This window comes from Acinetobacter sp., assembly GCF_041919735.1.
Classification (GTDB): Bacteria; Pseudomonadota; Gammaproteobacteria; order Pseudomonadales; family Moraxellaceae; genus Acinetobacter.
This window is the reverse complement of sequence record NZ_JAYRTF010000005.1, coordinates 26,422-41,259: the sequence shown is the minus strand read 5'-3', so window position 1 is coordinate 41,259 and position 14,838 is coordinate 26,422. Positions and strand designations below refer to the sequence as shown.

The following is a 14,838-nucleotide window of genomic DNA, read 5'->3' as shown; positions in this document are numbered from 1 at the left end:
ATATAACGCCCATACGTCAACTAAAAAATCAATTAAGCTTCATCAACTGCATCATTTTTCGGCAATTTTAGGCTTTCATTGAGTTTTTCCCAGACTTTTGCTTCTTTTTTGCTCGGTCCGCCGACAATTTCCAGCGCGTGGCGCAGGCGGGCAAAGGTCAAATCCGGGCCAATGGTTACCATGGACTGCATGACTGGGGTAGACGAAGTAGAACCGGCAATGGCAATAAAGAACGCCGGCATGAAATCGCGTAGCTTAACGCCCATTTGATTGGCAAGATCCATCAGCGTTTGGCTGACGGTATCATTATTCCACGTGAACAGGCTTTCCAAACGCCAAATTGCGAATTGCAGGCTTTGACGGACTTGTTCTTCGGTCAGCTTTTTGCTTTCAAACTGTTCTTTGTTCAGCACTGGGAATTGGTTGAAGTAGAATCCTGCCCAATTCACCGCTTCAGACAAGAGGTTGATGCGCGGCTGAATGGCAGCGGCGATCTCTTCAAGGGTTTGACGGTCAGATTTCCACGCCAGCAGCGTATTCAATAGTTCAGCAGGTGTTAAGCCTTTGATCCATTGGCCGTTCAGCCAATTGAGTTTTTCAACGTCAAAAATCGGCCCGCCCAAAGATACGCGCTGAATGTCAAAATGCTCAATCATTTCGGCCAAAGTGAATTTTTCACTTTCGTTGGGCATTGACCAGCCCATGCGGCCCAAGTAGTTCAGCAGCGCTTCCGGCAATACGCCGATGTCTTTGTAGTAGTTGATGGAAGTCGGATTTTTGCGTTTAGACAGCTTGGATTTGTCCGGGTTGCGCAGCAGCGGCATGTGGCAAAGCACAGGCATATTCCAGCCGAAATATTGGTACAGCAGCTGGTGTTTCGGCGCAGAGGGAATCCACTCTTCACCGCGGATCACGTGGGTGATTTCCATCAAGTGGTCATCCACCACATTGGCCAAGTGATAGGTTGGCAGGCCATCGGTTTTCAGCAGGATTTGCATATCCACCTGCCCCCATGGAATTTCCACTTCACCGCGCAGCAGGTCATTGAATGTGCAGATGCCTTCTTCTGGCACTTTCATGCGGATGACGTGCGGTTCGCCCGCAGCCAAGCGGCGTTCAACCTCTTCAGCGGTATGTTTCAAGCCGCGGCCGTCATAGCGCGGAGATTCACCGCGCGCCTGCTGTTCAGCACGCATTTGATCCAATTCTTCCGCTGTTGCAAAGCAGTAGAAGGCATGGCCTTTTTCAACCAGATCCAAGGCGTACTGCTTGTAAATATCCATACGTTCAGATTGGCGGTACGGCGCATGCGGCCCGCCGACATCTGGACCTTCTGACCAGTTCAGGCCCAGCCAGCGCAATGAGTCCAAAATCATTTTTTCAGATTCAGGCGTAGAGCGCAGCTGATCTGTGTCTTCAATACGGAGAATGAATTCACCGCCATGCTGCTTTGCGAAGCATAAGTTGAACAGGGCGATATACGCTGTGCCTACATGCGGAAAACCGGTAGGAGAAGGTGCAATACGGGTACGTACGGTCATAACTGGAAATGATTCAGAATGTAAATTGGGAACTATTATAACGAAAAAGCCTAATCACTTAATGTTTAATTCAACATTCCGTGACTAGGCTGATTGACGGGCTTTAATTGGGGGGAAAGCCCGAATCGATTTTGCGCTTGCTTAAGAGTTGTTTTGCAAAAACAGCGACTGTACAAAGCGGGTAAAGCTTTGGTTTTGCGATGCAAAGAAACTTTGGGTTGGCGCAGCTTTTAATGCGGTAAGCACTTTCAAATTGTCATCGGACTGCAGTTTGCTTTCATTTTTTTGCTGATACAGCGCTTTTTCAATCAAGGATTTTTTTTCAGCGGGCATTGCTGTTTTGCCGGTGGCTGCTGCATGTCCAGCCTGCGCTGCCAAAGTCAGGCTCAAGCCTAAGCCCAATGCGCGAATTAAAGGTGATTTCATTTTAAACTTCCCCCTGAGTTCATTCTTTCAGCCATTTGGGTACTGGTTTGGCTATTTTTAATATTAGTACAACGATTAAACCATCTTTAGCAATAAAAAAGTAGAACTACGTCACACTTTTTACAAAAAACCTAAGCAATAACTAAGGTGAGTATACTAAAGAAGTCAGGTTTTACTCCGACTGTGAGTATTTGTAACAGACAACTGTGGAGATAACGTGGAGATCGGCCGGATCTTTGAAAAGGTTTATCGGAAATACGCCAACTGCGGCAGGATGCTGGAGATTGATTGATCTGCATGGCGCTGTGAATGCAGGCAGGGCAGCCCGCAGGAAAACAAGACTATTTGCCGGCATCTTGAGGTTTTATGATTTTAACGGGTGCAGGCACTCAGGTCTAGGCGGTCAAAAAATCTTAAAGATTGACCGCGGCCCAATGTGTACATTTTATCAGGCAGAGATCATCAGGCGTTTGGCCGTCGGGCCAAGATTCAGAAAACGCATTCGGTGCATGGCGCGGCACTTGATCAGATCTGCAGGGAACAGCATAAATTAAGATCTTATTGAGAGATGCTGTAAAATGGAAAAAGATGAGATATATAATTTTATTTATCCATTTTTGTTATATCTAAAGAATAAAACGGTATATATGAGGAATAAGTAATCTGTTTTGATTTTTTTCGATTTAAAACAAATAATTAAGTCCGAAATTATTCATTTTTATGCCATTTTAAGCCTGCAGGCTGCATTGAAGTTGATGATTTTATTTCATATATTGGGCGGCATTAAAAAACATTTTTTTGTGCCCATATGAAAACTCAATTCAAAGCGCTGCTGAGCGCTGCTTTGCTTTCTGCCGGTTTTGCGCTGAGCGCAGGTTCAGCACACGCGGCCGACCGTGAATTCTTAAATGTCTCCTATGATGCAACACGTGAATTTTACGATGAATTCAACAAGTCTTTTGGCGCGTATTGGAAACAGCGTACAGGCAGAACTGTTGATTTTAAGCAATCTCATGGCGGTTCAGGCAAACAGGCCCGTTCAGTGGTGGATGGCCTGAAAGGCGATGTGGTGACTTTGGCGCTGGCCAATGATATTGATGAAATTGTGAAATCCGGCCAGATCCAGCCGGGCTGGCAAAAAGAGTTTCCTTACAACTCTGCGCCTTATACTTCGACCATTGTGTTCATGGTGCGCAAAGGCAACCCGAAACATATTAAAGATTGGTCTGATTTGACCAAGCCGGGCGTGCAGATTATTACGCCGAACCCGAAAACAGGCGGTTTGCCTCGCTGGGTATATTTGTCTGCATGGGGCTATGCACTGAAACAGCCGGGCGGCAATGATGCAAAGGCGAAAGAGTTCGTCAGCAAAATGTACCGCAATGTTAAAGTGATGGATTCTGCGGCCCGTGCATCGATGACAACGTTTGCTGAGCGCGGCATTGGCGATGTCTTGCTGACTTGGGAAAATGAAGCGCTGGTGACGCAGAAAACTTTAGGCAAAGGCAAGTTTGATATTGTTTACCCGTCCATTTCAATTTTGACCGAGCCTTCAGTGGCCATCGTGGATAAAACAGTTGAGAAAGACGGCAACAAATGGCTGGCGAAAGGCTATATCAACTATTTATATTCCCCTCTAGGTCAGGATATGGCGGCGAAGCACTTCTACCGTCCGCGCAACGCGCAAATTCTGGCGAAATACAAATCCCAGTTCCCGCCGCTGAAAACGTTCACGATTGATGAGGTGTTTGGCGGATGGGCCAAGGCGCAGCAGGCGCACTTTGCCAATGGCGCAACCTTTGATCAGATTTATAGCGCAAAACGTTAATCCGCTGGATTGAAAGCGTTTAGATCAAGCCAGTCTCCGGACTGGCTTTTTTATGCTTCAGCCTTTCTTGTTGAGCTGAACGTGTTCTTCTTTTTACAAGCGCTACTGCAGGTCTTACCGAAATTCCGTTGCATTGTGTTTTATGCGCAGCCTGAAAATATGCATTCTGCGGATTCTCCCTTTCAGTTGGATAAAAAAATGGCGGATCGGGCGCTATTTAAAATGAAAAACGGTTTTCCCCATGAAAAGTAATATTTTCCTACAAAAAGTCGTTTGGAGCTTTATTAAAACAAGGTAATAATGTGCAGTTACTTTTTTACGTGCTGAAACCATCTATATGTCGCATATTTCTGTATTACTTCATGAAACCGTTGACGCTTTGCTTGCCGGGCGCAATACAGGAATTTATATTGATGGTACTTTTGGCCGCGGCGGACACACGAGCTTATTGCTATCAAAGTTAGATGAAAATTCACATGTTTATGCTTTTGATAAAGATCCGCAGGCGCTAGAAACAGCCGCTATTTTAGAAGCTGAAGATTCACGTTTTACCATTATTCATGCCAGCTTTGCTGAGCTGCAGCAGGAATTGGCGGCGCGCGGCTTAGCGCAGGTGGATGGCGTCATGGCGGATTTAGGGGTGTCATCACCGCAGCTGGATCAGGCGGAGCGCGGCTTCAGCTTTATGAAAGACGGCCCGCTGGATATGCGCATGGACAATTCGCAAGGGCCGACGGCAGCGCAATGGCTGGTCGATATTGATGAAGAAGATCTGGCGAATATCATTTTTAAATACGGTGAAGAGCGCTACAGCCGCCGCATTGCCAAAGCCATCAAAAATGCCGGCTATATTGAGACCACAGGCCAATTGGCAGAAATTGTCAAAGTGGCGCATCCGAAATGGGAAAAAAATAAACATGCGGCGACCCGTACTTTTCAGGCCATCCGTATTGCCATTAACAAAGAATTAGATGATATTGAAGCTTTCCTGCCTCAAGCGGTTGAAGTGCTGAAACCGGAAGGAACTTTGGCGGTCATCAGCTTCCACTCCTTGGAGGATCGGCTGATCAAACAATTTATTCAAAAAGAATCGACCTTGGCTGAAGATACTGGCTGGGGCTTGCCTCAAAAGCGGGAAGATACCCGCCGTTTGAAAAAAATTGCCCGCATCCGCGCCAGCGAAGAAGAGGTGAAAGCCAATCCGCGTTCACGCAGCGCTTGGCTTCGTGTGGCAGAACGTTTAGCTTAAAAGGCAAATAATGAAAACTGAAGCACTTGAAAAAGCAGCAGATAATTTAAAACTGAAAAAAACGGCAGCCTATGCCATTTTACTGGCTTTGGTCTTTTTAAGCGCCGTGTTTGTGGTATTTCAGGTTTTTGAATACCGTCAGGATTATCGCAAGCTCAGCACCTACATGCGCGAGCGCGATGACTTAAATGCAGAGTGGGGCCGCCTGCTGATTGAACAGCAGACCTTCGGCGCTACTGCGCAAATCGGCACACGGGCTGTGACGCAGCTGCGGATGTATTCTCCGCCTGTCGCGCAAACCGTTGTGATTTCATTACCGCAGACTTCAGAAGAGAAAAAATAAGGCTAGCTGTACCATGGTTGATAAAAAAATTAAGCAGGCAGTACGGAAAAAGCAGCAGTCAGTGACAGGACGCAATGTCATTAATGTTGAGATGTGGCGCTTTTACCTCATGTGGGGCGTGGTGCTGCTGTGCTTTATTGCCTTAGTTGGCCGGGCTTTTTATGTGCAGGTCATTAACAAGGACTTTTTGCAGAACAAAGCCAATGCCAATATTTTAAGAACTGAAAAAGTCAAAGCGATGCGCGGCGTGATTTACGACCGCCATGGCGTGCCTTTGGCCATCAGTACGCCGGTAATGAAAGTGGTGATGGATCCGCGCGATTACTTTGACAATAAAAAACTCTATGAAGAAATCAGCGCGCAGCTGGAAAAAGAGCCGAATAACCGCAAGCTGAAACGCCAGCTGCCGGATAAAAACCTGAATTTGGATGAATTGGCGGATGCCGTCGGCATTGACCGCAAAGATTTGCGTCAAAAGCTGAATGACCGCCCGCGTTCACGTTATCTGGTGCTGCAAAAAGAAATTCCGCCGCAGCAGGCTGAACTCATCACCAAGCGCGATTTCCAAGGCGTGTACATGGAGAAAAACTACAAACGCTATTATCCGCAGCCGCAGCCCAACTCGCAAATTATCGGCCTGACCAACAGCGAAGGCACCGGGATCGAAGGCTTGGAAATGCAGCTGAACAGCCGTTTGGCAGGCATTGACGGCGAGCAGCAGATTGTCCGCGATAAAAAAGGCAACCGTGTTAAAGATCCTGAAATTGTCAAAGAAGTTGAGCCGGGTGAAAATATTACCCTGAGCATCGACTCCCGCTTGCAGTACATTATGTACCGTGAATTGACTGCTGCAGGCGTGGCGAATAATGCCCGTTCGGCAACAGCCATTGCGGTTGATGTGAAAACTGGTGAAATTTTGGCGATGACCAGCTGGCCGTCGTATAACCCAAATGATAAAAACAGCTTAGGCAACAAAGATGCAATGCGTAACCGCGGCGCGGTGGACTCCTTTGAACCGGGTTCAACTATGAAGCCGATGACGATTGCGATGGCGCTGGAAAGCGGAAAATATCAGCCGAATACGGTCGTAAATACTTCGCCAGGCTCAATGCGTGTGGGCAACCATACCATTCGCGATACGCATAACTATGGCGCTTTGACGCTGGGCGGCATTATTCAGAAATCGTCCAACGTGGGCGTGGCGAAAATCGCTTTGTCTCTGCCTTATGCGACCCTGCCGACCTTCTATCAGCGTTTAGGTTTTGGCCAGCGTTCTGCGGTGAAATTCCCGGGTGAAAGCGCCGGCTTGATTTTGCCGAAAAGCAAATGGAATGTTTCCGAAGTGGCGACCATGGCTTATGGCTATGGCTTGAATGCGACTGTGCTGCAAATTTCCGATGCCTATGCCATGATTGCCAACAAAGGCGTCAAAATGCCGCTGAGCCTGTATAAGCTGGAAGATCAGTCCAAAGGCGAGCAGATGATCAGTGCAAAAATTGCAGACGATGTGCTGATGATGATGGAATCTGCAACCATGCCGGGCGGTACAGCGACGCGCGCTAACGTATCCGGCTACCGTGTGGCCGGTAAAACCGGCACAGCGCATAAATTGCGCCCAGACCGCAAAGGCTACTCGACCACGGAATACCGCGCATTATTTGCCGGTGTTGCGCCTGTGAGCGATCCGCGCATTGCCATGGTGGTGGTGGTGGAAAACCCGAAAGGCTCCTATTATGGCGGCACCGTTTCTGCGCCCGTCTTTGCCCGGGTGATGCAGGAATCGCTGCGCCTGATGAACGTGCCTCTCGATAAACCTTTAGATACTCCAAAAGTCCAGTAAATAGGTGATGAATGTCCATTACATTTCAAGATCTCTACACCGTTGAACAGCCTGCTGAATGGATGACGCAATCCTTCAGCGGCTTCAATCTGGATAGCCGGAAAATGAAGTCAGGGCAAATTTTCATTGCCCTGACTTCATTTTCCCAGCCTGAAAAAACCGCCCAATTTGCGCAATCGGCCTTAGCGCGCGGCGCGCTGGGGGTGATTTCTGAAACTGAGTTAGACTTGGAAAACAGCTTTGCCGTTGCGAATGTCCGCCATTTGATGGGGCAGTGGCAGAAACAGTATTTGCAGGCGGCTGAACCTGTGCAGCCTGCGCGCATTATTGCGGTCACAGGCACCAACGGCAAAACCACGATTTCGCGATTGATTGCGGAACTGCTGATGCTGCAAGGTAAAAAATGTGCGGTGATGGGCACCACTGGAAACGGTATTTTGCCGAATCTGGAATCATCATCGCATACCACGCTGGATGCGCTGCATATGCAGAATGCGCTGCATCAGTATGCCCAGCAAGGCGCGGCGTTTGCGTCGATTGAAGCCAGTTCGCATGGTTTGGAGCAGGGCCGCCTGAATGGCTGCGATATTGAAATCGCTGCCTACAGCAATCTCAGCCGTGATCATCTGGATTATCACAAAACGCTGGAAGCTTATGCGGAAGCCAAATCCCGCCTGTTCCAGTTTGCCTCGCTGAAAGCGGCGATTATCAATATTGATGATGCGCATGCCGGCGTGATGCTGGCGGCTGCGAAGAATAATCCGGCGCAGCCGAAAATATTCACCTATTCAACGGCTCAAGCCGCGGATTATCAAGTTCAGGATATTCAGTACAGCTTACATGGGGTGAATTTTAAATTACTAACCGCAGAAAGCGAATTTGAAGTGCGCAGCCCGCTGCTGGGGCATTTCAATGTCGAAAATATTGTCGCCAGCCTGATCGCCGCTGAACAGGCCGGTTTCGCCCTGCAGGATTTGATTCAGTCTGCGCCGCAATTGAAAGGCGCACCGGGCCGTATGCAGGTGATCCGTGATGCAGAGCGGCTGTTTATTGTCGATTATGCGCATACGCCGGATGCTTTGATTCAAGTGCTGCAAACCTTGAAGCGCCATGTATCGCATCATCTCTGGGCGGTCTTTGGCTGCGGCGGAGACCGTGACCGCGGCAAGCGCCCGCTGATGACGCAGGCGGCTTTAGATCATGCCGATATTGCGCTGATCACCTCGGACAACCCGCGGACAGAAAATCCGGAACAGATTTTTGCCGATATGAAAGCCGGCATTGATTTTGGCCAGCAGGCGGTGCATGAAATTCATGACCGCCGTGAAGCGATTAAATTCGCGGTCACCAATGCGCAGGCTGGCGATATCGTCGTTATTGCCGGTAAAGGCCATGAAAATTATCAGGAAATTGATGGCGTCCGGCATTGGTTTGATGATGTGGTGGAGGTGCAATCCGCCATTGATTCACAGCATCACAATACCGATTCAGCATATCCAGCTCAGTAGGAAATCACATGCATACCTCAACAACCAGTACGGTAGCTTTAGAGCCTTGGACAGCAGAACAGTTGCTTCAGGCCACACAAGGCCATTGGCACAATGACAAGGCGCCGCAAGGCAGCATCAAGCGCATTTTGAGCGATTCGCGCCATGCAGAACAAGGTGATGCCTTTTTAGCGCTGCAAGGCGAGCGTTTTGATGCGCATGACTTCATTGCGCAAGTCGCCGCGAAGGGCTGTGAAGTGGCGATTGTCAGCCATCCAGTTGATGCGGATATTTGCCAATTGGTCGTTGCAGATACGCGTTTAGCCTTGGGGCATTTAGGCGCCTTCCGCCGTGCGCAAAATGCACAGCTGAAAGTCATTGCATTGACTGGCAGCAGCGGCAAAACCACCACCAAAGAAATGCTGGGCAGCATTCTGTCCCGCCTTGCACCGACGTTGATTACCCGCGGCAACCTGAATAATGATTTGGGCGTGCCGATGATGCTGCTGGAGCTTCGCGCTGGGCATCAATATGCTGTGATGGAATTGGGCGCCAGCCATCAAGGTGAAATTGACTACACCTCGAATTTGGTTCAGCCGCATGTCGCAGGCATTATCAATATCGGCACTGCGCATATGGGGGAGTTTGGCGGCCGTGACGGCATTTGCCGCGCCAAATCAGAAATATATGCGCATATTGATCCTAAGGGCACATCGATTGTGCCTGCAGCGGATGATTTCAGCGAAACGATCCGCAGCGCTGTGCAGACTGAAAAAGTCCTGAGCTTTGGCGCAGGCGGCGATGTCTTTGCTGCTGACGTTGCACTGCATCCGCAGTCGTCGAGCTTTACGCTGAATACCCCGGACGGCGCGCGCCATGTGGACTTGCCCTTTGCCGGTGAACACAATGTGCAGAATGCCTGTGCTGCGGCAGCCTTTGCGCTGTCAATCGGCATTGCCTTGGATGATATTGTTGTTGGGCTTGCGCAGGCCAAGGGCGCCAAAGGACGTTTAAATTTTATTCAGCATAAAAATCATTTATTTATTGATGATACCTACAATGCCAATCCAACCTCAATGCGTGCAGCGGCTGAAGTGCTGGCGCAGCAGGAAGGCGTTAAAGTGATGGTGATGGGCGATATCGGCGAGCTTGGCGGCAGCGCTGCGCAGCAGCACTATATGCTGGGCCGTGACCTGGTGTCGGTAAAAGGTGTAAACTTTGTTGTCGCAGTGGGCGAGTTTTCACCTGCAGTGCAGGAAGGCGCGCGCAGCACGCAATACGGCAAGAAATTGCAGGCGTTTTTAAGCCAAGATCAGGCTTTGCCGCTTTTATTAAGCCTAGTCGAAACACATCAGCCTCAGTCCATGAGTTTCCTGTTTAAAGGTTCTCGCTATACCCACATGGAAACTCTGATGGCTGACTTGATGGAGAAACTCTAAATGTTGTTATGGCTCTTTGAGCATCTTGCGGGCTATCACAGTTCGTTTCAAGTTGTTCGTTATTTAACATTGCGCTCATTGCTGAGTGTCCTTACTGCGCTCACGATCGGCTTGGCGCTCGGCCCAATCATGATCCGCAAGCTGCAAGCGTTAAAATACGGCCAGGCAGTCAGTTCTTTTGCGCCTGAAAATCATGCCAAAAAAATGGGTACGCCAACCATGGGTGGGGTGTTGATCCTGCTGTCGATCGGCATCTCGACTTTGCTGTGGGCGGATTTATCCAATCCGTATGTGTGGATTGTGCTGGCGGTCATGGTGATCTTCGGTGCGGTTGGCTGGGCCGATGACTGGATCAAAATCCGCTATAAAGATAACGCCGGCCTGCCTGCAAAGAAGAAATTCTTTTGGACATCGGTGGGTTCGCTCGGCGCAGGCATTGCGCTGTATGTGATTGCGACGCATCAAGCCAATCCTGTGCATACTGCAGACATGCTGGATGTGCTGATTCCATTTTTTAAAGAAATCAGCATTCCGCTGTCTGCGATTCCGCTGGGCATCGGCTTTATCCTTTTCACGTATTTAGTGATTAACGGCGCATCCAATGCGGTGAACCTGACAGACGGTTTGGATGGTTTAGCGATCATGCCGATTGTTTTGGTCGCTGCCGGTTTGGGCGTATTTGCTTATTTGGCAGGTGATGTACGCTTTGCGGATTATCTGCATATTCCTTATGTGAAATATGCATCTGAACTCGTGGTGATCTGTGCTGCGATGATCGGTGCAGGCTTGGCTTTCTTATGGTTTAACGCTCACCCTGCGCAAGTATTTATGGGGGATGTCGGCGCGCTGTCACTCGGCGCAATGCTGGGCACCATCGCAGTTATGGTGCGTCAGGAAATTGTCTTTGCCATTATGGGCGGCGTGTTTGTGGTGGAAGCGATTTCCGTGTTCCTGCAAATCGGTTCGCTGCGCATGCGCAATAAGCGGGTTTTCCTGATGGCGCCATTGCACCACCATTATGAGAAAAAAGGCTGGCGTGAAACCCAAGTCGTGATCCGTTTCTGGATTATTACAATTATGCTGGTAGTTTTAGGTCTGATGACTTTAAAATTGCGTTAAGCAAAATTGAAATGAAAAGCCGGTCAATTGCCGGCTTTTTTAATGCCGAAATGGCTTTGGAGAGAATGATGAATCTGCTGATGTGCCCAGTTTGCCGCGAGCAATTGCAGTTTGAAGGGAAAACTTGGCGCTGTGAAAACAATCATAGTTATGATGAAGCAAAGCAGGGCTATGTCAATCTGCATGTGGTGCAGCATAAGCACAGCAAAAATCCGGGCGATACGCCGGAATCGGTGCAGGCGCGCCGCGCGTTTTTGGGCGCAGGGCATTATGCGCCTTTGCAGCAGGCAGCTGTGCAAAAAATCCGTGAGCTGCGGATCGAGAATCTTTTGGATATTGGCTGCGGTGAAGGCTATTACACCAGTGCCATGAGCCATGAAGTGATGCAGTGCGTGGGGGTGGATATCGCCAAGAATGCGGTGCAGGCCGCAGCGAAAACCAATAAGGGCGTGACTTGGGTGGTGGGGACTGGTTCGACTTTGCCTGTGCTGGATCATTCAATTGATTTATGCACCAGCTTATTCAGCCCGATTCCGAAAGCGGAAATTCTGCGTGTGCTGAAACCGGAAGGCTATTTGATGGTGGTGACACCGGGTCCGCAGCATTTATTCGCCATGCGTGAAGCGCTGTTTGAAGAAGTGCAGGCGCACGATCCGCACAAATTTGTACATCAGCTGGAAGATGCCTTTGATTTGGCCGAAGAACTGCTGATTGAGGCGCCGATGACGCTGCCGCAGCAGGATTTGAAGCATTTGATCGCAATGACGCCGTACGCCTATAAAGCGAAAGCTGAGCGCAGAAAAGCCTTGGAAGAACAGGATGCATTCAGCTTAACGGCCCAGTTTCAAATTTTGCTGCTGAAAAAGAAATCAGCCTGAAAATCAGCAAGTCCAACTAAAAAAGCCCTCAGATGAGGGCTTTTTTATGACCGTAATTTATTCGACCTGTTTAATCAGGTCGCCTAAAGCATCATTGTGCGGCTTGGGCGCTGCAGCAGGCCGGTTCTGCATTGCCGGCGGCGCGCTATTGCCCGGCACTAAAATTTCTTCCCCCGGCAGATCTTCAAAGTCATTTTGCGCAGGCTGGCGCACAGCAGGCGCTGGCGCAGGGCGGTAAATCGGCTGCGCGAGCGGCGGAGATGAGCGGTCTTGCGCCTGATCTGCGGTTCCGGCGCTTACAGCCTGATTGCGGTTAATTGGCGCTTTCGCATTTTTATCTAAATGCACCCATGACTCCGGCGTGCCTTTGAGCGCGTTGGCCATGAAGCTGATCCATACAGGCAGGGCGGCCACACCGCCGTATTCACGGCGGCCCAGCGTTGACGGCTGATCAAAGCCGACCCAGGCAATGGCGACTAATTTTCCGTTAAAGCCTGCAAACCAAGCATCTTTTGCATCGTTGGTGGTGCCGGTTTTGCCGCCTATGTCATCCCGGCCAATTTTCAGCGCTGCACGGCCTGTACCGTGCTGAATGACATCCCGCAGAATATTCGCCATGTCAAACGCAGAGCTGGATTTTAAAATCCGCGCCGCCTGGCGGTAATCTGCTGTATTGATTTTTTCCTCCGGCAGCATTTGAGCAGCGCCAGAGACTTGGAAAGCTTCATCATCAGGCGTTGCCGGCATGCCGGCATCCAGCGGCTGTTCTTTCTCGTTGATGCATGGAATGCAGGCATAATCTGGATTGGATTGATAAATCACTTTGCCGTAAGCATCTTCAATGCGGTCAATAAAATGCGGCTGAATGCGGTAGCCGCCATTGGCAAAAGTTGCATAGCCGGTCGCCATCTGCACTGGAAGCACTTGAGGGGTGCCTAACGCAATGGTGTAGTTGCGCGGAATTTGATTTTCCTGCAGGCCGAAATCCATAAAGAGCTGGCGGGTGCGCTCAATGCCGACCATTTGCAGCAGGCGTACTGAAACGGTGTTGCGGGACAGGTACAGCGCGCGGCGCAACGGGATCATGCCCAGATAGCGGCCGTCCGAGTTTTTGGGTGTCCATTTGCCAATAGTGATTGGGCTGTCATTCACCATAGTGTACGGCGTCATGCCGCGTTCTAAAGCAAGCGCATAAACAAAAGGCTTGATTGTTGAACCCGGCTGGCGCCAGCCTTGCAGCGCGCGGTTGAATTTGGACTGATAAAAGTTGTAGCCGCCGGCAATGGCTTCAATCGCGCCATTGTTTGGGTTTAACGCAATCAGCTGGCCTTGCGCTTTAGGAATCTGCATCAAGGACCAAGAGGTTTTGTCTTGATTCGGACGCAGGCGGACAATATCTTTGACTTTGACGATTTGTGACGCATTGCTGGGCGCATTGCCTACACTGTTGGCATTGCGGTAGGGGCGGGCCCAAGACATGCCGGACCAGGGCACAGTTACTGTAGAGCCATCCTGCATTAGCGCTTCAAAGCTGGATGCATTCACTTTGGTGACTTCTGCGGGGAAGGTATTGGCATAAGCCATAAAGTCAGACAGCGGCTTATCATGCGCTTCAGCGCCGCGCCAGCCGTGGCGGCGGTCATAATCTTCCAGGCCGTTTTGAACCGCTTCTTCTGCATAGGCCTGGCGTTTGCTGTCAATGGTGGTGTAGACCTTGTAGCCGGAATCTACAGCCTGTTCGCCTAAGTTTTCGACCAGTTCTGAGCGGACCATTTCACCGACATAGGGGAAGCGGTTGCTGACGCCGCGTTCAGGCATGTCCAGATTGATGGGCTCAGCAATGGCCTTTTGGTATTCAGTCTGGTTGATATAGCCCAGCTGCAGCATGCGGCCTAAAATCCAGTTGCGGCGCTCTAAAGCGCGTTTGGGATTGGCCACAGGGTTGTATTTGGACGGCGCTTTCGGCAGGCCGGAAATCATCGCCATTTGCGCTGTGGTCAGCTCATCCAAGTTCTTGTTGTAATAGATTTTGGCGGCGGCAGCGATGCCGTAGGCATTTTTTCCCAAAAAGATTTTATTGACATACAGCGTTAAAATTTCTTCTTTGCTGAGATTTTCTTCAATTTTTCGGGCCAAAAATATTTCAGTCAGTTTGCGCTTCAGCGTGCGTTCAGGGCTTAAATAATAGTTTTTAGCGACCTGCATGGTGATGGTGGAGCCGCCGGTTTGCACATCCGAACCGGTAATGGTTTCGCTGACCGCCCGGCCAATGCCTTTAAAGCTGATGCCGCTGTGTTCGAAGAACGAAGAATCTTCGGCAGCCAGAAAGCCATGGATGAAGGTTTGAGGAATCTGATGGTATTCCACAGGCACGGACAGTTTGCCGCCATATTCGGCAATCAGCTCATTATCTGCACTGTATACTTGCAAAGGCTTCAGTAACGGCGCCTTTTTTAAGGTGGACATTTCAGGCAAAGATGGGGCAATATAGAGATACATGCCATAGAAACCCATTGGAATTGAGACCAAAACAATAATTAGGATCAAAAAAAATGGATGAACTAGGCCCGAACAAGATAGCTTTTTCATAACAAGTAAGTTTTAATAAGAGCTAATGGCAAACTAATTAGCGGTCAGTATATCCTTAAGACGTGCAGATTGTTATATGAGATATTGTATCTGTATAAA

Annotated in this window: 11 protein-coding genes; 8 read left to right on the top strand and 3 right to left on the bottom strand. The window is 49.6% G+C overall.

Going from position 1 to position 14,838, the window contains the following annotated elements; genetic code table 11:
- Positions 1 to 32: 32 nt before the first annotated feature.
- Both gltX and ACE3T3_RS04175 read right to left on the bottom strand, forming a co-directional pair.
- Positions 33 to 1,541 (bottom strand): glutamate--tRNA ligase, encoded by a 1,509-nt coding sequence (gene gltX / locus ACE3T3_RS04180; protein WP_374664371.1) that lies wholly within the window; start codon positions 1,539 to 1,541, stop codon positions 33 to 35.
- Between the two features lie 141 nt (positions 1,542 to 1,682).
- A complete protein-coding gene (locus tag ACE3T3_RS04175; RefSeq protein ID WP_374664369.1) occupies positions 1,683 to 1,967 on the bottom strand; it encodes a hypothetical protein in 285 nt (94 codons plus the stop codon).
- Between the two features lie 808 nt (positions 1,968 to 2,775).
- On the opposite strand from ACE3T3_RS04175, the gene ACE3T3_RS04170 reads away from it, so the two are divergent.
- From ACE3T3_RS04170 to ACE3T3_RS04135, 8 genes are all read left to right on the top strand, one after another.
- A complete protein-coding gene (locus ACE3T3_RS04170) occupies positions 2,776 to 3,795 on the top strand; it encodes a sulfate ABC transporter substrate-binding protein (protein ID WP_374664367.1) in 1,020 nt (339 codons plus the stop codon).
- A gap of 337 nt (positions 3,796 to 4,132) precedes the next feature.
- Positions 4,133 to 5,044: a 16S rRNA (cytosine(1402)-N(4))-methyltransferase RsmH gene (rsmH, locus tag ACE3T3_RS04165; protein ID WP_374664365.1), complete on the top strand. Its 912-nt coding sequence runs from the start codon at positions 4,133 to 4,135 to the stop codon at positions 5,042 to 5,044.
- A 10-nt stretch (positions 5,045 to 5,054) separates the two neighbouring features.
- Positions 5,055 to 5,387, top strand: a complete 333-nt coding sequence (gene ftsL, locus ACE3T3_RS04160; protein WP_374664363.1) for a cell division protein FtsL — start codon at positions 5,055 to 5,057, stop codon at positions 5,385 to 5,387.
- A gap of 13 nt (positions 5,388 to 5,400) precedes the next feature.
- Positions 5,401 to 7,227, top strand: coding sequence for a penicillin-binding protein PBP3 (gene ftsI / locus ACE3T3_RS04155; protein ID WP_374664361.1), 1,827 nt, complete (start codon positions 5,401 to 5,403; stop codon positions 7,225 to 7,227).
- Positions 7,228 to 7,238: 11 nt separating this feature from the next.
- Complete coding sequence (locus tag ACE3T3_RS04150) at positions 7,239 to 8,735, top strand: UDP-N-acetylmuramoyl-L-alanyl-D-glutamate--2,6-diaminopimelate ligase (RefSeq protein ID WP_374664359.1); 1,497 nt, start codon at positions 7,239 to 7,241, stop codon at positions 8,733 to 8,735.
- An 8-nt stretch (positions 8,736 to 8,743) separates the two neighbouring features.
- Positions 8,744 to 10,153 carry a UDP-N-acetylmuramoyl-tripeptide--D-alanyl-D-alanine ligase gene (gene murF / locus ACE3T3_RS04145; RefSeq protein WP_374664357.1) on the top strand — a complete coding sequence of 470 codons (1,410 nt, stop codon included), beginning with the start codon at positions 8,744 to 8,746 and terminating at the stop codon, positions 10,151 to 10,153.
- Positions 10,154 to 11,272 carry a phospho-N-acetylmuramoyl-pentapeptide-transferase gene (gene mraY / locus ACE3T3_RS04140; RefSeq protein WP_374664355.1) on the top strand — a complete coding sequence of 373 codons (1,119 nt, stop codon included), beginning with the start codon at positions 10,154 to 10,156 and terminating at the stop codon, positions 11,270 to 11,272.
- A gap of 68 nt (positions 11,273 to 11,340) precedes the next feature.
- Positions 11,341 to 12,150: a putative RNA methyltransferase gene (locus ACE3T3_RS04135; protein WP_374664565.1), complete on the top strand. Its 810-nt coding sequence runs from the start codon at positions 11,341 to 11,343 to the stop codon at positions 12,148 to 12,150.
- Positions 12,151 to 12,207: 57 nt separating this feature from the next.
- On the opposite strand, the gene ponA is transcribed toward ACE3T3_RS04135, so the two are convergent.
- Positions 12,208 to 14,739: a penicillin-binding protein PBP1a gene (gene ponA / locus ACE3T3_RS04130; protein ID WP_374664352.1), complete on the bottom strand. Its 2,532-nt coding sequence runs from the start codon at positions 14,737 to 14,739 to the stop codon at positions 12,208 to 12,210.
- Between the last annotated feature and the right edge of the window lie 99 nt (positions 14,740 to 14,838).